Consider the following 20,744-nt stretch of genomic DNA (forward strand, 5'->3'; position numbering starts at 1 on the left):
TCGCTGCTGACGCAAACTCTCTCCCGCAGGTGAATGCAACGTCAAGCGATGGGCGTTGCGCTCCATATTGTCTTACTTCCTAATTTAGAATTAATGCATAGCACATTTAATTCGAAACATGCCGGCCCGTGTGCCGGCTTTTTTTTTGCCCGCCTGGCTGTAACGCCGTTCCTTACCTAAGCTTAAAGTCCATTCGCAACAAAAGGAGTACGGCATGAGCGCGATTCTTAACAGCGAGCCGATCCCCACGGATCCGATCCCGATTCCTGAGCCTATTCCTCAGCCACAACCCCAGCCTGATCCGCCGACAGATCCGGAATTTCCGCCGATAATGGATCCACCACCGCATCGCAACATATAAAAAAAGGGCGTGCTGCCAGCAGCACGCCCTTAACCTTTCCAGCACTTATTTAATCTGAATCACATCCAGACGCGCGCTGGTATCCGGGGCATCCTCTTCATCAGCCCGCCAGCCAATTGGCTGCAGCGGCAGAGATTCCCGGTCAAAGGCGAGATCCCCGCCGTCAACCACCGCATCGCCATGCTTAATGCCTTTAAAATCGAACAGGTTGATATCCGCCATATGTGACGGCACCACATTCTGCATCGCGCTGAACATGGTTTCGATACGGCCAGGATAGCGCTTATCCCAGTCTCGCAGCATATCGGCCACCACCTGACGCTGCAGGTTCGGCTGAGAACCGCAGAGGTTACACGGAATAATCGGGAACTGACGCGCTTCAGAGAAGCGGATGATATCTTTCTCGCGGCAGTAAGCCAGCGGACGGATCACAATCTGCTTGCCATCGTCGCTCATCAGCTTTGGCGGCATGCCTTTCATTTTTCCGCCGTAAAACATGTTCAGGAACAGCGTCTGCAGAATGTCATCGCGATGGTGGCCCAGCGCAATTTTAGTGCAGCCCAGCTCAGTTGCGACGCGATAGAGAATGCCACGGCGCAGGCGCGAGCAGAGTGAGCAGGTGGTTTTGCCTTCCGGGATCTTATCTTTGACGATGGAGTAGGTATCTTCTTCGATAATCCGATACTCAACGCCCTGCGACTCAAGATATTCCGGCAGGATATGCTCAGGGAAGCCCGGCTGTTTCTGGTCGAGGTTAACGGCAATAAGACTGAAGTTGACCGGCGCACTTTTTTGCAGACTGCGCAAAATTTCCAGCATGGTGTAGCTGTCTTTGCCGCCCGACAGGCAGACCATGATGCGGTCGCCTTCTTCAATCATATTAAAATCTGCAATGGCTTCGCCGACGTTACGACGCAGACGTTTTTGCAGTTTATTGAGGTTGTACTGTTCTTTCTTGTCAACCGTTTGATTATCTTGCATTTTTACCTATCTCAAAATCCAGAAAGCGTAGCTAAAGGGCAAATTGCCGTGCGCGTTCAGCCAGACACTTCACTGCGGTGTCACGAATATGCAGCGTATGGTACGGATTGTTGCCGCGAATGCCAGTACTGGAGTGAAGTAATCAGCGGATAGCCGCCCGGGGAATCCGGCAGAGACTACCCGTTAAGGGAGCAGCGACGTAAATCGATGCGGCGGTACTCAGTGAAAAAAGAGGGCAGGCCTTACCAGGTCATTACTCAATAATTGCGGGCTGATGTGTCACGGATAGCGTTCAACTATACGATGTCAGCTGGCTGGCACATCTTTCCACTGGCAATCGATTTCATCATTGTGCGCAGAACAGGATGGCAGTGATGCCTGGTAAGCATCAGCCCGCGCATTCTCTTTTTTTGCCGCACAACCCGCAGTCATAAAAATGATTGAGATAATTAACAGATATTTCATCAGAGCGACCAGTAAGCAAAAAAAGAGCATGCACCGCTATTAATCAATCATGCATAAACGGAGTCCTGTTTATGCTTATCTGATTTGAAATTTTCCTTCGAATTGTTGCTATAAATTCGCAGGGAGTTAAATATCCTGATGTACTGTTAATTTCATTAACGCCTGAATCTGAAAAACACTGCTGTTGAATATGCGTTGACACTGCCGGGTTATAATTGGGAATGCGTAAGATGCACAGGCATCACTGTTTTTTTGTATCCCATTAAATCTGAATCGATTTTACTGGCAGATATCACCACGTCCAAAACTGTTGCTTTTCAAAGCAGACGGGTGAAATTAAAGCCATTAACATGAATATGAAAGTTAAAAAGGGCGGCTTTAATTTTTACACTCATAACTGTTTTTCCTGAGAGACCAGCTGTGACTTCATCGTTCCGCACATCATGGTAATGCGGGCAGCGTAACAAATCGTTAAATTGCTGGCTATATAGGTGAATAAGGACGGAGCAAACTTTAAATTCGATGAGACATCCGGTAAACACTCACGATATAAAAAATTATGGTGTCCGATTTATATTGACGCTGATACTCTTTTTACTCTGCTATGTTGCAGTCATGTATTGCGGCGTTTTGTTGCTGGTAAACCGACACGGATTACTGCATTTCCTGCTGCACTGAATTTATTATTGCTAGCCACAGGCTTTAAAAATCCAGCGATAAGCATGATGTAAAAAATGTCTGAGCACTTCCAGCAAACTTTCAGCGCCTTCCCCCACCAGACACTGTCCGGTCTCAAGCGCATTATTTACGGAATTACGATGATCCAGGATCATCATGATGGTCATAGCGCCCGCAATCAGCGTAAAGATAAGCATGCTCAGTACCGGCCAGCTACTTTTACGTACAGAAGCGGACAGGGTTTCGTCACGATGGTCAGAGTTCTGGCGCATTTTTCACCGGATAAATGGTTACCTTAATAAACAATCACGGATTATGACATTAATTCCCGGCGGGCTCTATATCTCAGGTCAGGCTGCATGATTCTGATAATAGATGAATCTGATGGAGAGGGCAGAAGGCAGTGCGTACCGATAACTCCCTTCTGCAACGTCCTGGCGCTGAACGGCCTGTGTTCAGCAGGAATGATCTTTATGGAAAGGAATTTACATCATCTCCAGCGACTGAACTCCTTTGATCTCCATGACCTTATCATAGAGGTGAGCATCGTTTGATTTGCGGGACAGCGTCACCTGAACGCTGAGCTCACACAGACCACTCTCCTCATCCCGGTTAATCACCGTCACATTGCCGTAGCGAATGCCTTCCCGCTGCATGACCAGCAGCACCAGCGGCACACTTTTGGGCTTAAGAAAAACCAGCAGCGTATGATGTTTACCGATGAGAAAATGGCTCAGGCGGCGGAACACTTCCAGCACCACCAGCGCCAGCACCGTGCCATAAATGCCGATCTCATACATGCCGCTGCCAATCACCAGACCAATCGCCGCAGTCACCCATAATCCCGCCGCCGTGGTTAAGCCTTTCACCACCTGCTTCTGAATCATAATGGTGCCTGCGCCAAGGAAACCCATGCCGCTGACTACCTGGGCAGCAATACGGCTGGGATCCAGTGCCACATGGTCACTATTGAGCATATCGGCGAAGCCATATTTCGATACCAGCATAAACATCGCACTGCCGATACCGACCAGAATATGGGTACGCAGTCCCGCTTCTTTGGCCCGCATCTGGCGCTCCATGCCGATCAGGCCGCCAAGAATACCGGCCAGCGCTATGCGAATTAACATATCCATTAACATGGCTTTACTCCGAATTAATAAGGGCCGAAAAAGGGTGACAATTCAGCTATAACAGGTAAACAAGATAATTCTGCTTGCAAATGACGCCGGAGAATTTTGTAAAAAGCTGTTTCACCTCTCGACCCGTTGTGCTGCCTGACATATGCTGAGCCAGCCTTTTCCCCCACTTCCCGGAGTCCGACTGATGAAAGCAGCCACCTTTTTGCTGGCCGGTGCCGCATTATTACTCTCTGCCTGCAGCAGCAACAGTGATGATAACGAGCCACCGCAACAAGCCACCGCCGCCCACATCCAGCCACGGGTGGTGATGTCTTCCCTGGCAGAAAGCACCTGTTCGAATGCGGGCGGAACGCTGGCATTTTCGCATCAGCTGGATGGCTCAAGAGTGGGGATGTGTCAGTTAGTCAATGGACGTCGCTGTGATGAGCAGGCGTTAATTGGCGGGAATTGCGCGCGCTGATGATCAGGCCGGATCGCTCCGGCCCGCACAGTCAGGCAGAGAGTCGGTTCGGGCAGTTTTCACCCCGGTCGAGCTGGCTGAGATTATTCAGTGTCGTTTCAGAAATGGCGGTCAGCGCTTCGGCGGTTAAAAACGCCTGATGGCCGGTGAACAACACGTTATGGCACGCCGACAGACGGCGGAACACATCGTCCTGAATCACATCATTCGACTTATCTTCAAAGAACAGATCACGTTCATTCTCATAAACATCCATGCCGAGCGCGCCGATTTTCTGCTGTTTCAGCGCGTCAATCGCCGCCTGTGAATCAATCAGACCACCCCGACTGGTGTTGATAACCATTACCCCATCGCGCATCTGTTTAAACGCGTCGGCGTTGAGCAGATGATGATTTTCCGGCGTCAGCGGACAGTGCAGGGTAATGACGTGGGATTCAGCAAACAGCGTCTTCAGATCGACATATTCCGCGCCCAGTTCGAGCGCCTGCTCACTCGGGTAGGGATCATACGCCAGCAGCCGCATACCAAAACCTTTCAGAATCCGCATCGTCGCGATCCCGATTTTACCGGTACCGATAACACCCGCGGTTTTGTTATGCATGTTGAAACCGGTCAGGCCGTCGAGCGAAAAGTTTGCGTCACGGGTACGCTGATAAGCGCGATGAATACGGCGATTCAGGGTCATCATCAGGCCGATAGTATGTTCAGCGACCGCTTCCGGTGAGTAGGCCGGCACGCGCACCACTTCCAGACCCAGCTCTTTTGCAGCAGCCAGATCAACATTATTGAAACCGGCACAGCGCAGCGCGATATATTTCACACCCAGCCCGGCCAGCTCTTCCAGCACCGGGCGGCTGCCGTCATCGTTTACAAAGATACAGACAGCATCGCAACCCACAGCGGTTTTGGCGGTGCTTTCAGAGAGTAAAAAGTCAAAAAACACCAGTTCAAAGCCGAACTGCTGATTGACCTGCTCAAGATATTTCTGATCGTAATGTTTGGTGCTGTAAACCGCGATTTTCATCGTTGTGCTCCTGCAGAGGTGATAGAGCAAGGATAACGTTTTCTGACTGACTTTGCTGAAACAGCTGACTTGTGTCCGGCGCAGACCTTCACCTCTGGCAGATTACATGCCATCATCGTTGTCAGGATACTGTAAGGAAAAGGATTATGGCTTTTATGCCACGGATGTTCCGGCGACGGCTGGCCGCCATTCTGGCGCTGATTCTGCTGCTGCTCGGCCTGATCTTGACTGTCACGCAATGGCTGCCGCGCCTGGTCGGCATCTGGCTACCTGAAGATACCCGCATTGAGCTGTCGGGCGCACCGCGCTGGCGGGAAGGTGGCCTGTGGTTGCCACAACTTCGTTATCTCGCAGGGGATTGCTCCCTGGCAACGGTAAAGGGGGTATCGCTGGGCTGGCATCAGTCGCGCTGGAAACTGAATGCGTCAGAGCTGACGCTGGATAGCACCTGCCTGCAAAAATTACCTGCCAGTGATGGCAGCACGGCAGCCCCCAAAACGCTGGCCGAATGGCAGGCAATGCTGCCTGGCGCCGACGTTCATCTGGGCAAATTAATCGTTACGCCGTGGCAGACGTATGCGGGCGCGCTGGATCTGACGCTGGAAAAAGATCGTCAGCAACTCAGTTACCAGGGCGATAATCTGCAGCTGGCGGCAACGCTGACCGGTCAGCAGCTCGCTATCAGTCGCCTGACGCTCACCCATCCTGCAATTCCTGAACCCGTCACGCTGAGTGGTCATCTGGCGTTACCCACCTTTGCCACTGATCTGCCGGTGAACGGCGAGGTGACCGGACAGCTGGCGCTGGACGCGCTGCCGCATCCCCTGAAGCTGACGCTTTACTGGCAGCAGCAGCAGGGCGAGCTACGCGTGGCAATGGCCGAAGTGACCAGGCCGCTTCTCAGACTGCCGTGGCAGATCAGCCGCGATCAGATTCGGATTGAAAAGGGCGAATACTTCTGGCCGCTGGAGGCTCAGCCGCTATCAGGGTTTGTTAACCTGACGCTGGATAACTGGCAGTCTGGCCTTGAAAGTAGCCAGATTAGCGGTCGCGTTAACCTGCTGACCCAGGGACGCGGCGGCAAGGGCAACGTGGTGCTCGGCGTCGGTCCCGGCAACCTCAGCCTGACCAACAGCAACCTGCCGTTTCAGCTAACGGGCGAAAGCAAGCTGGCCGACCTGCAACTTTACGGCTCCATTCCGGGCGTGCTCAGCGGCTCGATCCTCGATCCTCAACTGGTGCTGCAACCTAAATCGCTGCTGCGCCTGCGGGGCCGGTTGCTGTCAACGCTGGAAGTGGACGAAGCGCGCTGGCCGCTGGCGGGCGTACGACTCTCCTCGCAGGGTATTGATGGCCGCCTGCAGGCCATTCTGAATGCGCACGATGCCAGTTTTGGCCGCTTCCGGTTGCATCTCGATGGCCGCGCCAATGATTTCTGGCCCGATAAGGGCGAATGGAACTGGCGCTACTGGGGAGGTGGCGAGATGCTGCCGCTGCAGGCGCGCTGGGATGTTAAAGGCACGGGCGGCTGGCACGACACCCTGATCCATCTGGATACCTTGTCCACCGGTTTTAATCAGCTGGCGTATGGCAGTGTCAACGTTGCAAAACCGCGTCTGACACTGACTAAACCGGTAAACTGGCAGCGTGATGCGGCGCATCCGGCGTTCAATGGGCATTTCCGCCTGCAGGCAGGAGAGACCCGCTTCAGCTATGGCGGACATCTGGCAGACTCCACGCTCGACTTTGAGGCTAAAGGTCGTGATCCCGGCTATTTTATCTGGCGAGGCAGTTTACAGGCGGGCAAGGTTGGCCCGCTGCGTGTTAACGGCCGCTGGGATGGCGAACGGCTGCGCGGCCAAGCCTGGTGGCCGGCACAGTCGCTGACGGTGTTTCAGCCGTTGCTCAGCCCCGACATGAAAATGCAGATCCAGGGCGGCCGTTTGCAGGCACAGGTCGCTTTTTCCGCCGCAAGTGAACAGGGTTTCCAGGCGGGAGGCCACTGGACGGTAAAACAGGGCAGCATCTGGACGCCTGACAGCCAGGTTAACGGTATCGACTTCTCGCTGCCGTTCAGATTCCATGAGCAGCAATGGCAATTTGGTCAGCATGGCCCGGTATCACTGCGCATTGCCGAGGTTAAGAACCAGTTTGCGATGCAGAATATTCGCGCTGACCTGCAGGGTAACTGGCCGTGGTCCGAACAGGCGCCGCTGACGTTGCAGGATGTCAGCCTTGATCTGCTGGGCGGACAAATTACGCTGCCCGCTTTGCGCATGCCGCAGCATGAGCCAGCCCGGGTGTCGCTGCGCAATATCAGCCTCAGCGAGCTGGTGACGGCGCTGAAACCTAAACAGTTTGCCATGTCGGGCAAGGTCAACGGTGAGCTGCCGCTGTGGCTCAATAATCCACACTGGCTGGTGGAGAAAGGGTGGATTGCCAACAGCGGTCCGCTGACCTTCCGGCTGGATAAAGATATGGCGGATGCGATTACCCGCAATAACGTGGCGACGGGCGCCGCGCTGGACTGGTTACGCTATATGGAAGTCTCCCGCAGCTGGGCCACGATCAATCTGGATAATCTTGGCGACCTCACCATGGAGGCGCAGGTGCAGGGCGTCAGCCAGTTCAGTAACCGTCGTCAGACGGTTAATCTCAACTATCATCATCAGGAAAATCTGTTTCAGCTCTGGCGCAGCCTGCGCTTTGGCGATAATTTGCAATCCTGGTTAGAGCAACATGCGAATTTGCCATCCAACAAGGACACTTCACCATGAGCCTGAGGGCACTACTGGTTCTGGCGGCCGGACTGCTGAGCATCGGCTGCGTGCCGCGCATTGAAGTCACGGCACCTAAAGATCCCATCACCATCAACATGAACGTGAAAATCGAACATGAGATCCACATCAAAGTCGATAAAGACGTGGAAGCGCTACTGAAAAACCAGAGCGGTCTGTTCTGAGGAGAGCAACGATGAAACGCATAAGCGCGGTGCTGTTCCTCGCCCTGACGATGGCGCAGCCTGCCTGGGCACTGACGCTGGATCAGGCGCGGCAATCGGGGCGGGCAGGTGAAACGCTCTCCGGCTATCTGGCGGCACGTGCGCAGGATAGTGAAACGCTGGCACTGGTGCAGCGTATTAATGCCGGACGTCAGCAGGAGTATCAGCGACTGGCAGAACAGAATAATCTCTCCACGGCCGATGTCGCCAGTATTGCCGGACAGAAGCTGGTGAGCCGTGCGGCAGCGGGGGAATATGTGCGCGGCATTAACGGTCAGTGGCTGAGAAAAACGGCAGAGAGCAGTCAGTAACCGGCGAAAAAAAACCGGGCGCATGGCCCGGTCTTTTACAGCGTCATCCTGAGATGAGTGAGACTTATGCCGTCACGATCTGCTTGATAGCGTCTTTCGCTTCAGCGGTCGCTTTGCTGGCCACTTCCGGACCGTAAGCGATGCCTTCAGCAAACACGAACTCAACGTCAGTGATGCCGATGAAGCCCAGGAACAGCTTGACGTAAGGGGTCAGCAGGTCAGTTGGGGTATCTTTATGAATGCCGCCACGGCTGGAGATAACGACTGCCGTTTTGCCTTTAACCAGACCTTCCGGGCCTGCTTCGGTGTAGCGGAACGTCACGCCAGCACGGGCAATCAGGTCGAAATAGTTTTTCAGCTGCGTCGGGATGTTGAAGTTGTACATTGGCGCGGCAATCACCACTTCATCATGAGCCTGCAGTTCTGCAATCAGTTCATCAGACAGGTCCAGAGCCTCCTGCTGACGAGGTGACAGCGGGGTATCAGAGGGACGCATTGCACCCACTAATTCGCCATCCAGTACCGGGATCGGGTTAGCCGCCAGGTCACGTACGGTAACCTCTTTACCCTGGGCCTTTGCCTGTTCGATGTAGAAGTCAGCGAGCTGGCTTGATTGTGAATAGCCTGCAAGAATGCTTGATTTCAGAACTAAAACTTTGCTCATGGTGGTTTCCTGTCTGTTACGCGGAAGACTTTCCGCTCAATGGTTTACACTCTACGGTTATCGATGGCGCGGTGAAAGCGCAATATTTCGAGACCCATGTTCGAATTTATTGAATAAGCGTAACCGGGGCCAGCCGCCGGAACAGTTCAGAATGTGCTATGATGCGCGCAATTATTTTTTATTGAATCAGCTGGTTATCCCGGCTTGCAGGGCGCTGCTTCAGGCAGCGACACCGTCTGAGTAAGGTACGTCACTATTATGTCATCTCCCGATACTTCCCCACTGGCAGCGCTCTGGTCACGCCTCGACGGTGTAATGCTGCGCGATCGCCAGCGGTTACAGCGCCGTTTACAGGGTGCCAGAAAAGCTAAAAATCCCGAGGCACAGCAGGGCATTGCCAGCGAGCTTGAGCAGGACTTTATCGCTGCCGAGCAGCGCGTGGCCCAGCGCCGTGCGGCCACGCCAGCCATTACCTTCCCGGACAATCTGCCGGTCAGTCAGAAGCAGCAGGATATTGCTGAGGCGATTCGCGATCACCAGGTAGTGATTGTCGCCGGTGAAACCGGCTCGGGTAAAACCACGCAGCTGCCGAAAATCTGTCTGGCGCTGGGACGTGGTGTGACGGGTCTGATTGGTCATACGCAGCCGCGCCGTCTGGCCGCACGTACCGTGGCGAATCGCATTGCGGATGAGCTCAGCACTTCGCTGGGCGGCTGCGTCGGCTATAAAGTACGGTTTAACGACCAGGTCAGTGACCTGACGCAGATTAAACTGATGACCGACGGGATTCTGCTGGCGGAGATCCAGCAGGATCGTCTGCTGATGCAATATGACACCATCATTATTGATGAAGCGCACGAACGCAGCCTGAATATCGATTTCCTGCTCGGTTATCTGCGTGAGCTGCTGCCACGTCGCCCCGATCTGAAAGTGATTATCACTTCCGCCACCATCGATCCACAGCGTTTCTCGCGTCATTTCAATAATGCGCCGGTGATTGAAGTCTCAGGCCGGACCTATCCGGTTGAAGTGCGCTATCGGCCGGTGATCGAAGAGGCGGATGATGGCGATCGTGACCAGCTGCAGGCGATTTTTGATGCCGTGGATGAGCTGGGCCGGGAAAGTCGGGGCGATATCCTGATCTTCATGAGTGGTGAGCGTGAAATACGTGATACCGCCGACGCGCTGAACAAACGCGATCTGCCACACACCGAAGTGCTGCCGCTCTATGCACGGCTGTCGAACGCCGAACAGAACCGGGTGTTTCAGTCGCACAGTGGCCGTCGTATCGTGCTGGCGACCAACGTCGCGGAAACCTCGCTGACGGTGCCTGGAATTAAATATGTGATCGATCCCGGTACGGCGCGTATCAGTCGTTACAGTTTCCGTACCAAAGTGCAGCGCCTGCCGATTGAACCGATATCACAGGCGTCTGCCAACCAGCGTAAAGGGCGTTGCGGCCGCGTTTCAGACGGTATCTGTATCCGTCTCTACGCGGAAGATGACTTCCTGAGTCGTCCGGCCTTTACCGATCCTGAAATCCTGCGCACCAACCTGGCGTCAGTCATCCTGCAGATGACCTCGCTGGGCCTCGGCGATATCGCCGCCTTCCCGTTTGTGGAAGCGCCCGATAAGCGCAATATCCAGGATGGCGTCCGCCTGCTGGAAGAGCTGGGCGCGCTGACCCTGAACGAAGAGACCGGTCACTACAAGCTTACCGGTTCCGGGCGTCAGCTGGCGCAGCTGCCGGTGGATCCCCGCCTGGCGCGGATGGTGCTGGAAGCGCAGAAATTTGGCTGCGTGCGTGAAGTGATGATTATCACCGCAGGCCTGTCGATTCAGGATCCGCGTGAGCGTCCGGCAGATAAAAAACAGGCGTCCGATGAAAAGCACCGGCGCTTTGCCGACAAAGACTCCGACTTCCTCGCCTATGTGAACCTCTGGAACTACCTGGCGGAGCAGCAGAAAGCGCTGTCCGGTAATGTTTTCCGCCGCCAGTGCAAAAGCGATTTCCTTAACTATCTGCGCGTGCGGGAATGGCAGGATATCTACACCCAGCTGCGGCAGGTGGTGCGTGAACTTGGCATTCCGGTTAACAGTGAACCGGCTGAGCTGCAGCCCGTCCACTGCGCGCTGTTAAGCGGTCTGCTGTCGCATATCGGGCAGAAAGACACCGATAAGCAGGAGTATACCGGCGCGCGCAATACCCGCTTCGCGATCTTCCCTGGCTCCGGGCTGTTTAAAAAGCCGCCGAAGTGGACCATGGTGGCGGAACTGGTCGAGACCAGCCGCCTGTGGGGCCGCACGGCGGGCCGTATTGAACCGGAGTGGATTGAGCCGCTGGCACAGCATCTGATCAAGCGTAGCTACAGTGAACCGCACTGGGAGAAATCGCAGGGCGCAGTGATGGCCACCGAAAAAGTCACGCTCTATGGCCTGCCGATTGTCGCCGCCCGTAAAGTTAACTATGGCAGCATCGATCCCACCCTGAGCCGTGAACTGTTTATTCGTCACGCGCTGGTGGAGGGCGACTGGCAGACCCGACACGCCTTCTTCCGCGCAAACCAGAAGCTGCGCAGCGAAGTGGAAGATCTGGAACACAAATCCCGTCGTCGCGACATTCTGGTCGATGACGAAACGCTGTTTGCTTTTTATGACCAGCGCATTGGCAAAGAGGTGGTCTCGGCGAAGCATTTCGACAGCTGGTGGAAACAGGCCAGTCGCGAAAACGCAGAACTGCTGAATTTCGACAAGCAGATGCTGATCAAAGAGGGTGCGGATAAAGTCAGTCAGCTCGACTACCCCAACTTCTGGCATCAGGGCAACCTCAAACTTAAGCTGAGTTATCAGTTTGAGCCTGGCGCAGATGCGGATGGCGTGACGGTACATATTCCGCTGCCGCTGCTGAACCAGGTAGAGGATAGCGGTTTTGAGTGGCAGATCCCCGGTGTGCGCCGTGAACTGATCATCGCACTGATTAAGTCTCTGCCCAAGCCGCTGCGCCGTAACCTGGTGCCGGCGCCCAACTACGCCGAGGCGTTTTTAGGAAGGGTGAAAGCGATGGAGATGCCGCTGCCTGATGCGCTGGCGCGGGAATTCCGCCGCATGACCGGCGTCACGCTGGAGCGGGAAAACTGGCAGTGGGAACAGGTGCCCGATCATCTGAAAATGACGTTCCGGGTAGTCGACGAGCACAATCGTAAGCTACTGGAAGGCAAAGATCTCACTGCGCTTAAGGCACAGCTGAAAGACAAAGTGCAGGAAACGCTGTCGAAAGTGGCGGATGACGGGCTGGAGCAGAGCGGGCTGCATATCTGGAGTTTTGGCGATCTGCCACGCAGTTATGAACAGAAGCGCGGCAGCTACCAGGTTAAAGCCTGGCCTGCGCTGGTCGACGAGAAAGAGAGCGTCGCCATTCGTCTGTTTGACAGCGAGCAGGAGCAGCAAAAAATGATGTGGCGCGGTCAGCGTCGTCTGCTGCTGCTGAACGTGCCGTCACCGGTTAAGTATCTGCACGAGAAGCTGCCGAACAAAGCCAAGCTCGGACTTTACTTTAACCCTTATGGCAAAGTGCTGGAGCTGATTGACGACTGCATCGCCTGTGGCATCGACAAGCTGATGGGGGAAGCGGGCGGACCGGCCTGGGATCAAACCTCTTTTGAGCAGTTGCGTGACAAAGTGCGCGGCGAACTTAACGAAACCGTGGTGGCCATCGCGAAGCAGGTCGAGCAGATCCTGACGGCAGTCTTCAACATTAATAAGCGTCTGAAGGGCCGGGTCGATATGACCATGGCGCTGGCGTTATCTGACATCAAAGCGCAGTTAAGTGGCCTGGTTTATCGCGGCTTTGTCACCGGCAACGGCTGGCAGCGACTGGCCGATACGCTGCGTTATCTGCATGGGATTGAGCGCCGACTGGAAAAACTGCCTGCCGATCCGCACAGCGATCGTGCGCGGATGTTAAAAGTGCAGGCAGTGGAGCAGGCTTATCAGGCGTGGCGCAACAAGTTGCCGCCGCAGCGTCAGGATGATGAAGAGGTGCAGAGCATCCGCTGGATGATCGAAGAGCTGCGAATCAGTTACTTTGCTCAGCAGCTGGGTACGCCTTATCCCATCTCAGATAAGCGTATTCTGCAGATGATGGAGCAGATAGCGGGTTAAACGCCGGGATGCGCGCCGTAACCGGCGCGCATCCGATGATGGGGAGTGAGAGTGCGGACTACTGCGCGAGGGATTCCAGCTTATCTTTAAACGAGGTGACCGAAATCGCGCGGTTATCAGCCAGATAGCGATCTTTCGCTGCCGGTGCTGAGCTTTGTACCGCGATTAACTGCCAGCCTTTATCGCTATTGAGCAGCAGTGGCGAACCACTGTCACCTGGCAGGGTGTCACACTGATGCGACAACACGGCGCGCTGCGCCCAGCCGGTGATCAGGCAATCGCTGTGGGAGTAAAGCGTGTCCAGATGATCAGCCGGATAGCCTGCCTGCGTCACTTTGCGTCCGGTCAGCTTCAGCGCCGCAGTGAGATCGCTGCGTGAGCCATCGAACAGCGGAATAGGCGTAATCGCTGAGGGCGGATTGCGTAAAATCACGATGCCGTAATCATAGGGGGCTGCACTGCTCGGCACGATCCAGCCTTCACCATCCGCTTTTAACTTTGACGCCAGCGAGGGTTCAACCCGCGCATCAATATCATGAAGCTCGTAGCGCCAGCCTTTATCGCTGGCCATAAATCGCAGCGCAACCGGCTTATCGAAATTACCCGGCGGGGCAAGCAGGCAGTGTCCGGCGGTCAGCGCCAGATGCGGAGAGATGAGTGTGGCAGTACAGAGGTTGCCGCTTTCGGTTTCCAGCTGACCAATGGCATCCCAGGGGGCAGCGGTAATATCGGTGATTGCCTGGCGATGATCCTTACCGAAAAACAGCATCTTAATTTCAGCAGGAGTAGGCGAGTCATCGTCATCATCGGCATGAACCGTGGTGGCAAAGCTGAAGAGTCCAACCATTAACAGGGTAGCCAGGCGCATAGAAATCTCAATGGCGAGAAAAAATTAACGTTATTGTTATTACGTAAGTACGGTAACTATAGTCGGTGAGCGTTGAAAAAGGGAGTTTTATTGGTTAATCAGTACGCTACAGCGGTTAAACAAAAAAGCTTGCTGCAACAATGCCACACAGGATCATCACCAGCAGAATAATTTCGAAGCGATAGCGACGCACCATATCATCCACTCCAGTAAAGAAACACCCGGCAGAACCGGGTGTTTTTAATCATCATCTCGTGGCCGTGCGCTGAAGGCGACCTTAGTTTTTAGCTGCTGGTTTCACAACTTTTTTGTGGTGAACTTTTTTAGCAGCCTGAGCTTTCTGTGCAGCTGGTTTAGCTACTTTTTTGTGGTGAACTTTTTTAGCAGCCTGGGCTTTCTGAGCGGCTGGCTGAGTGGCTTTTTTGTGGTGAACTTTTTTAGCGGCCTGGGCTTTCTGAGCAGCTGGTTTAGTGACTTTTTTGTGGTGAACTTTTTTAGCAGCCTGCGCTTTCTGTGCAGCAGGTTTAGCTACTTTTTTGTGGTGAACTTTTTTAGCAGCCTGCGCTTTCTGCGCGGCATCTTTTTTCACAGCTTTTTTGTGGTGTTTCTTAGCAGCCTGCGCTTTCTGAGCCGCTTTATGGTGTTTCTTGTGCGCAGTTTTGTGAACGGTTTTAGCCGGTGCTGCAGCGGTAGTAGTGGTTGTTGCGGCTGGCGCAGCAGCTGGAGCAGCTGTGGTGTCAGCAGCGAAAGCAACAGAAGACATACCCATAGCAGCGGCGACAACCAGTGCAAATAATTTTTTCATTGCAAATCCCTCGAAGACTATTTTTTCATGTGTAGCCCACTGCGGGGCCGGTGAAGAGACTATAGGGATATCAATGAACGGTGTCCGTGGGTGTTTGGTATCGGCGTGTAACCGATTGTACAAAGGCGGGAAAGGGCGGTCAGCAGACCGCCCGAGAGCTTAGCTATTCAGGTAACGTTGTTCAAGGTGCTGGCGGAAGAAAGCCGGATTCAGCGCTTCGCCGGTGGCGTTGATCAGCAGCTGATCGGTAGAGAAACGGCTGCCGTGCTGCCAGATGTTCTGTTGCAGCCAGTCGAATACCGGCTGCAGCTCACCGTGCTGAATCAGCTCGCTGAGCTGAGGAATCGCAAGATGTACCGAGCGGAACAGCTGTGCGGCGTACATCGCGCCCAGCGTATAGGTCGGGAAGTAGCCAAAGGCGCCGTCGGTCCAGTGGATATCCTGCATACAGCCATCGCGGTAGTTACCCCGGGTATCCAGACCCAGCGACTGCATCATTTTCTCATCCCACAGCGCCGGGATATCCTCAACCTCAATCTCGCCTTCAATCAGCGCCTGCTCGATTTCATAGCGCAGAATGACATGCGCCGGATAGCTGAGCTCATCGGCGTCAACCCGGATCAGTCCAGGCTTAACCTGCTGGGTCAGGCGCACAAAATTATCCGCCTGCAGGGCAGGCTGATCGCCAAAGGTGGCGATCACCTGCGGCAGAATGCGCTGCAGGAATTCGCGGCTGCGACCAAGCTGCATCTCCATAAACAGGCTTTGTGATTCGTGGATAGCGGTGGAGCGCGCCAGCGCCACCGGCTGCCCGCGCCACTGCTGCGGCAGATTCTGCTCATAGCGGGCGTGGCCGGTTTCGTGGATCACGCCCATCAGGGCGCTGAGAAACTCATTCTCGTTGTAACGGGTGGTAATGCGCACATCTTCCGGCACGCCACCGCAGAAGGGATGCGCACTGATATCCAGCCGGCCATGGTTAAAGTCGAAACCCAGCGTTTCCATGATGCTCAGGCCGAGCTGACGCTGAGCAGGCAGGGCGAACGGTCCCTGCGGCGTGACAACAGTCTGTTTCGCCTGTTTTTCCACGACCTGCTGTAACAGATCGGGCAGCCAGGTTTTCAGTTCGCCAAAGGTTTCATCCAGCCGGACGCGGGTCATCCCCGGCTCATAAAGATCCAGCAGCGCATCGTAACGCGAGCAGCCAGTGGCGTCGGCGCGGCGCTGGGCCTCTTCGCGGCTCAGACGCACCACCTCTTTGAGATTGGCGGCGAAGCCCTGCCAGTCGTTGGCCGGACGCTGAGTGCGCCATGCATGTTCACATACCGAACCGGCGATTGATTTGGCTTCAACAAAATCATCAGGCAGCAGAGTGGCCTGCTGGTAAGCGCGCTGCATCTCGTTGAGATTGGCCCGCTCAACATCGTTGAGTGACTGCTGCTCTGCGGCCCTGAGCCACTCACCAACCCGAGGGGCAGTGAGGATCTGGTGCTGCAACACGCTCATTTCGGCCAGCGCTTCACCACGCGCCTGACTGCCGCCTGGCGGCATGGTGGTTTGCATGTCACATCCGGCGATGGCCGTGACGTGGCTGAAACGGGAAAGGCGCTGGAACGTCTTGGTAAGTTGTTGATACGCTGAGGTCACGTAAGACTCCTTGTGGTTTTTAACGCAGCGGAATTCCCCGCAAGGTTAGATCAACCGGCCAGCAAAAGCGAACGCTGGCGCCGCCCAGCGGACTGGATTCAATAGTCACATTGCCGCTCAGCGCCTGGGCAATAGAGTGCACAATCGCAAGTCCCAGTCCGCAGCCACCTGTAGCGCGATCGCGGCTGGGGTCCAGCCGGACAAAGGGTTCGAAAACCCGTTCACGCTCTTCAGGCGGAATGCCGGGACCGTCATCTTCCACCTGCAGACACCCTATCGGACCGTCGAACCACAAACTGACGCGCAGCCGCTGTTGCGCATAACGCAGCGCATTGTTCACCAGGTTATCCAGTACCCGCTCCATCAGGCGGGTATCAGAAATGCCGATGTTTTCACGCTGCGGCAGCTCAAGGTCGAGTCGCACGTCGGGATTGATAGTGCGGAAATCGTCAAGCCGCTCGCGCAGCCAGTTGGCCAAATCCAGTGTTTTCAGATTGAGATCGACGCGCGGCCGATCAAGACGCGCATAGGTCAGCAGCTCCTCAATCAGGCTTTCTAGCTGGCCGATATCGCGATTCAGCGCCACCCGTTCGCCATCCGTGAGGTTGTCGCTCATCTCCAGCCGGTAACGCAGGCGCACCAGCGGTGTGCGCAGCTCATGCGCAATACCGTCAATCAACTGCTTCTTACTGGCAACCAGCGTATTGATGTTCTCGGCCATCTGGTTAAAGGCGATACCGAGCCGGAAAAGGCTGGAGGTGCTGTCGAAATGGGTGCGCACGTCCAGCTCGCCACGGCCAAAGCGCTGAGCCGCTTTTTCCAGTCGCTGCATCTCCTGCCAGTGGGGGCGCAGCCAGATAAACACCGGCAGCGCCAGTGACATCCCTATAAAGATCAGCAGGGCAATATCCAGCAGTCGCATCTGATGCAGATAGAAGAGATAGGGAATCGGCCCGACTGACAATACGTAGTGGCTGCGCGGAATGTGCTGCAAAAAGGTGTATTGATCGTCGAGCGCCACGATCTCTCCGGCGCGCAACCGACGCATGTTGCCTTCATCAAGCTGATATTTATTCATCGGCTCGATGTGCAGGTCGAACGACAGGCCGAGATCGAGACTCTTGATGGTTTTATTCCAGTCACGCGGCGGGATCTCGCGCAGTTCGCTGCGGATCAGGTAGAGCGAACTGGCCATCAGGTCATTCATTGACTGGCGGCCCGCACGTTCAGCGGTGAACTTGTAGACCAGCCCCACCAGCAGCGCCATCACCAGAAAGCAGACAAACAGCAGCAGATAAAACTGAATAAAAAGCTTTCTCATAGTCCGCGGGTATCCCAGGCCTGGGGCGCAAACAGATAACCTTTGTTACGAATGGTTTTAATGCGGAACGGCTCGGTGGCGCTGTCGTGCAGCTTTTTGCGCAACCGGGAGATGGCCACGTCGATGCTGCGGTCAAGGCCGTCATAGCTGACCCCGCGCAACGTTTTCAGCAGCGCATCACGGTTAAGCGTCTGGCCTGCATGGCTGGCGAGTACCCACAGCAGATCGAAATCCGCGGTGGAAAGGGCGATCTGCTCGTCAAACAGCGTGACCTGGCGGTTCAGCGCATCGATGGTCAGCGAGCCAAAACGCAGCATACGGTTGGCGGCGGGTGCGCTGGGCGCATCGTCCGGCTGTCCCTGCTGCGACTGACGCAGATGAAGGCGCAGGCGGGCCAGCAGTACCGCCGGCGGCGTGGTTTTCAGAATGTAATCCTGCGCACCCATCTCCAGGGCCAGAATATGGTTCATGTCGCTGTCCAGTGAGGTGAGCAGCACGATCGGCCCCTGCCAGTTGGCCCGCAGGTCACGGCAGATAGTCATGCCATCTTTGCCTGGCAACATGATATCCAGCATCACCAGATCGGGCTGCTGTTCGGCAATGACCGCTTCAGCACGGTCGCCGCGCATCTCGACAATCACCTCAATATCATGACGACCCAGATAGGCCGCAATCAGTGAGCCCACTTCGGGTTCATCTTCTACATAAACAATTTTGTTCATAGTTCACAAAGCAGAGACAGGGATGGACGGAAGCATATCTTTTCCTGGTCCTGAGCTCTACGTTACCGCACGAAATATCCGTGGCTTGCTGGTATATAACCGGCAAAATGTGCAATCATTAGCGCGGCCTTTTTGCGCCAGGTTTGGGATATTGATGATTATCATGAGGAGCGTTAGTGTGTCTGATAAAGAGCTGGCATCAGCCATATACCCCGACCGCATCTGCTTCAATTACAGTGACTTTCTCTCCGCTTCCTGCAAAAAGCGCTGGAGCTTCGTCGATGCTATTTATGGTGTGATGCCGATATTTGGCATGGTGACACGTAAATCGGCACACCGCTTACAGGGCAGTGACGACCCGTTAAAAGAATTAGCATTACAAATCATTTCTACTCAGGTCAGCGACGAAATTAATATCGCACGCCTGATTACCCTTGCGGAACAACAGCAGATTAGTCGCTTCGATATTCAGCTTCCTTATCCGCTTTCGGCGGAGCAGCTGGACGCGATCCATCATGAATATTCCAGGCCGCTGAATCTGACACAGCAGGATGACCTGCTGTGTGTCTCAATACCTGTGCAGTCGCACTGATAGCCTCTCCCATCAGGCTATCTGATTTCTCAGTCTGAACCTGGGCAGTGCTCACCATCCTCACGTACTATCTGTACGCCTGGTTGCTACGCGCTGGCCGGGTCCGGAGTGCCTGCAACCATTACGCCTGCCGGGCCAGGCGCTAAGTCGTCAGCTGCCACACGGCGGGCAGCGTCGCGGCAATCAGCAACCCCATTGCAATCCGCTCCAGCGAAGTCAGCGCAAACTCTGCGCGGCCACCGCGTCGTGCAAACAGAAACAGCAGCAGGCCCGGTGTATAGAGCACCACAGACATCATCAGGTGCAATGGCCCCGAGGCGTAAAGCAGCCAGATGCCATACAGGCTGGCACCGATACCGGTCGCCATCGCCAGCGGCTTATGCTGTCCGCGTACCACTTTGATCAGATATAACCCCACCAGCAGATAGGGCACCAGAATCATCTCAGAGGCGATGGTCAGCAGGTTGTTGTAGTTCGCACCGGTCAGGGCAATCAGGATCAGGCAGAGCTGAATACTGCCGTTGGTCAGCCACAGTGAGGCGGCTGGCGCGTTATGGCGGTTTTGCCGGGCGATACTGCGTGGAAATGCACCCTGTTGCGCAGCAATCAGGGGCACTTCAGCGGCCATAATCGTCCAGCTCAGATAGGCACCGCACACCGAGATAACCAGACCCACCGCAATCACCGCATCGCCCCAGTTGCCCATCAGTCGGGTCATCAATCCCGCCATGGAGGGGTTACGCATCTGAGCCAGTTCAGCACGTGGAACCACGCCAAGCGACAGCAGTGTCACCAGCAGATAGACCAGCAACGCTGCCAGCACGGCGAATAATGTAGCCCGGCCCACATCCTTTTTCTGGCGCGCGCGTGCAGAGACCACCACCGCCCCCTCGACGCCAATAAAGACCCACAGGGTAATCAGCATGGTCTGCTTGACCTGCTCCCATAGCGGTTGCCCCAGCGTGATGCCGGAAAAGTCAAAGCGGAAGCGATCATAGTTGAACGCCATCACCGCCAGCACAATAAACAGCAGCAGCGGCACCAGCTTGCCGAGCGTCGCCATCAGATTAATGCTGGCAGCGGTCTGAACGCCGCGCAGCACCAGCCAGTGAACCAGCCACAACAGCACGGAGGCACCCAGCATCGCCTGCCAGGTGTTGCCATCGCCAAAGATAATCCGGTCCGGCGTATCGGTGAAGAAGCTCAGGGCAGAGAAGACAATCACCAGATAGGAGACGTTGGCGATCACGGCGCACAGCCAGTAGCCCCACGCGGAGCAGAAGCCCATCAGCTCGCCGAAACCGGCACGGGCATAGGTAAAGATGCCGCCATCCAGCTCGGGTTTAAGGCGGGTCAGCAGCAGCATCGCCAGCGACAGAAAGATGATGCCGACGCCGGTAATCAGCCAGCCCAGCAGCAGCGCCGCCGGACCGGCCACTGCAGCCATATTTTGCGGCAGACTGAACACGCCTGCGCCCAGCATAGAGCTGAGCACCAGCGCCGTCAGCGCACCGAGACCTAATTTTTTCTCCAAAACAACC

19 protein-coding genes are annotated in these 20,744 nt (G+C 55.3%); 6 read left to right on the forward strand and 13 right to left on the reverse strand.

From position 1 onward, the window contains the following. Positions 1 to 406: 406 nt before the first annotated feature. From ttcA to ACX8ZY_RS09760, 4 genes are all read right to left on the reverse strand, one after another. Entirely contained in the window at positions 407 to 1,342 is a 936-nt protein-coding gene (gene ttcA, locus ACX8ZY_RS09745; RefSeq protein WP_033767345.1) for a tRNA 2-thiocytidine(32) synthetase TtcA, read from the reverse strand. Positions 1,343 to 1,648: 306 nt separating this feature from the next. Then, positions 1,649 to 1,807 carry a hypothetical protein gene (locus tag ACX8ZY_RS09750; RefSeq protein ID WP_010670216.1) on the reverse strand — a complete coding sequence of 53 codons (159 nt, stop codon included), beginning with the start codon at positions 1,805 to 1,807 and terminating at the stop codon, positions 1,649 to 1,651. A gap of 689 nt (positions 1,808 to 2,496) precedes the next feature. After that, positions 2,497 to 2,757 carry a hypothetical protein gene (locus tag ACX8ZY_RS09755; protein WP_010670215.1) on the reverse strand — a complete coding sequence of 87 codons (261 nt, stop codon included), beginning with the start codon at positions 2,755 to 2,757 and terminating at the stop codon, positions 2,497 to 2,499. A gap of 213 nt (positions 2,758 to 2,970) precedes the next feature. Then, positions 2,971 to 3,627, reverse strand: coding sequence for an MgtC/SapB family protein (locus ACX8ZY_RS09760; RefSeq protein WP_010244641.1), 657 nt, complete (start codon positions 3,625 to 3,627; stop codon positions 2,971 to 2,973). Positions 3,628 to 3,811: 184 nt separating this feature from the next. On the opposite strand from ACX8ZY_RS09760, the gene ACX8ZY_RS09765 reads away from it, so the two are divergent. Next, complete coding sequence (locus ACX8ZY_RS09765) at positions 3,812 to 4,087, forward strand: putative hemolysin (RefSeq protein WP_003853763.1); 276 nt, start codon at positions 3,812 to 3,814, stop codon at positions 4,085 to 4,087. A gap of 31 nt (positions 4,088 to 4,118) precedes the next feature. Here ACX8ZY_RS09765 and ACX8ZY_RS09770 read toward each other — a convergent pair whose 3' ends face one another. After that, on the reverse strand, positions 4,119 to 5,111 hold the full coding sequence (locus tag ACX8ZY_RS09770) for a 2-hydroxyacid dehydrogenase (protein ID WP_010244644.1): 993 nt from the start codon (positions 5,109 to 5,111) through the stop codon (positions 4,119 to 4,121). A gap of 146 nt (positions 5,112 to 5,257) precedes the next feature. Here ACX8ZY_RS09770 and ACX8ZY_RS09775 point away from each other — a divergent pair, with 146 nt between their 5' ends. From ACX8ZY_RS09775 to ACX8ZY_RS09785, 3 genes are read left to right on the forward strand one after another with little or no spacing between them, the layout of a single operon-like run. Continuing rightward, complete coding sequence (locus tag ACX8ZY_RS09775) at positions 5,258 to 7,888, forward strand: YdbH family protein (protein ID WP_421665370.1); 2,631 nt, start codon at positions 5,258 to 5,260, stop codon at positions 7,886 to 7,888. After that, positions 7,885 to 8,073 (forward strand): YnbE family lipoprotein, encoded by a 189-nt coding sequence (locus tag ACX8ZY_RS09780; protein ID WP_009090058.1) that lies wholly within the window; start codon positions 7,885 to 7,887, stop codon positions 8,071 to 8,073. Before ACX8ZY_RS09775 ends, ACX8ZY_RS09780 begins: the two co-directional genes overlap by 4 nt. Positions 8,074 to 8,084: 11 nt before the next feature. Further along, positions 8,085 to 8,423, forward strand: a complete 339-nt coding sequence (locus ACX8ZY_RS09785; protein ID WP_010244649.1) for a YdbL family probable chaperone protein — start codon at positions 8,085 to 8,087, stop codon at positions 8,421 to 8,423. A 64-nt stretch (positions 8,424 to 8,487) separates the two neighbouring features. Here the strand turns inward: ACX8ZY_RS09785 and azoR are convergent, their stop codons facing one another. Beyond that, on the reverse strand, positions 8,488 to 9,087 hold the full coding sequence (gene azoR, locus ACX8ZY_RS09790; protein WP_010244651.1) for an FMN-dependent NADH-azoreductase: 600 nt from the start codon (positions 9,085 to 9,087) through the stop codon (positions 8,488 to 8,490). 258 nt (positions 9,088 to 9,345) lie between these two features. Here azoR and hrpA point away from each other — a divergent pair, with 258 nt between their 5' ends. Next, complete coding sequence (gene hrpA / locus ACX8ZY_RS09795) at positions 9,346 to 13,248, forward strand: ATP-dependent RNA helicase HrpA (protein WP_421665371.1); 3,903 nt, start codon at positions 9,346 to 9,348, stop codon at positions 13,246 to 13,248. A gap of 58 nt (positions 13,249 to 13,306) precedes the next feature. Here the strand turns inward: hrpA and ACX8ZY_RS09800 are convergent, their stop codons facing one another. From ACX8ZY_RS09800 to rstA, 6 genes are all read right to left on the reverse strand, one after another. Then, positions 13,307 to 14,116, reverse strand: coding sequence for a trypsin-like serine peptidase (locus ACX8ZY_RS09800; protein ID WP_010670211.1), 810 nt, complete (start codon positions 14,114 to 14,116; stop codon positions 13,307 to 13,309). Between the two features lie 115 nt (positions 14,117 to 14,231). Continuing rightward, the gene (gene ydgU / locus ACX8ZY_RS09805) at positions 14,232 to 14,312 is read right to left on the reverse strand and encodes a small membrane protein YdgU (RefSeq protein ID WP_010244657.1); all 81 of its coding nucleotides are present in this window, start codon (positions 14,310 to 14,312) and stop codon (positions 14,232 to 14,234) included. Positions 14,313 to 14,393: 81 nt separating this feature from the next. Continuing rightward, the gene (asr, locus tag ACX8ZY_RS09810; RefSeq protein WP_071785070.1) at positions 14,394 to 14,921 is read right to left on the reverse strand and encodes an acid resistance repetitive basic protein Asr; all 528 of its coding nucleotides are present in this window, start codon (positions 14,919 to 14,921) and stop codon (positions 14,394 to 14,396) included. A 159-nt stretch (positions 14,922 to 15,080) separates the two neighbouring features. Continuing rightward, positions 15,081 to 16,568 (reverse strand): carboxypeptidase M32, encoded by a 1,488-nt coding sequence (locus ACX8ZY_RS09815; protein ID WP_421665372.1) that lies wholly within the window; start codon positions 16,566 to 16,568, stop codon positions 15,081 to 15,083. Between the two features lie 19 nt (positions 16,569 to 16,587). Continuing rightward, positions 16,588 to 17,889: a two-component system sensor histidine kinase RstB gene (gene rstB / locus ACX8ZY_RS09820; protein WP_421665373.1), complete on the reverse strand. Its 1,302-nt coding sequence runs from the start codon at positions 17,887 to 17,889 to the stop codon at positions 16,588 to 16,590. Beyond that, on the reverse strand, positions 17,886 to 18,611 hold the full coding sequence (gene rstA, locus ACX8ZY_RS09825; protein ID WP_010244666.1) for a two-component system response regulator RstA: 726 nt from the start codon (positions 18,609 to 18,611) through the stop codon (positions 17,886 to 17,888). Before rstA ends, rstB begins: the two co-directional genes overlap by 4 nt. Before the next feature lie 178 nt (positions 18,612 to 18,789). Between rstA and ACX8ZY_RS09830 the strand changes: the two genes are divergently transcribed. Further along, a complete protein-coding gene (locus ACX8ZY_RS09830; protein WP_010244668.1) occupies positions 18,790 to 19,203 on the forward strand; it encodes a hypothetical protein in 414 nt (137 codons plus the stop codon). A 142-nt stretch (positions 19,204 to 19,345) separates the two neighbouring features. Here ACX8ZY_RS09830 and ACX8ZY_RS09835 read toward each other — a convergent pair whose 3' ends face one another. Further along, the gene (locus ACX8ZY_RS09835; RefSeq protein WP_010244671.1) at positions 19,346 to 20,737 is read right to left on the reverse strand and encodes a basic amino acid/polyamine antiporter; all 1,392 of its coding nucleotides are present in this window, start codon (positions 20,735 to 20,737) and stop codon (positions 19,346 to 19,348) included. Between the last annotated feature and the right edge of the window lie 7 nt (positions 20,738 to 20,744).

This window comes from Pantoea sp. XAF26B01_ASV70 (assembly GCF_054512635.1).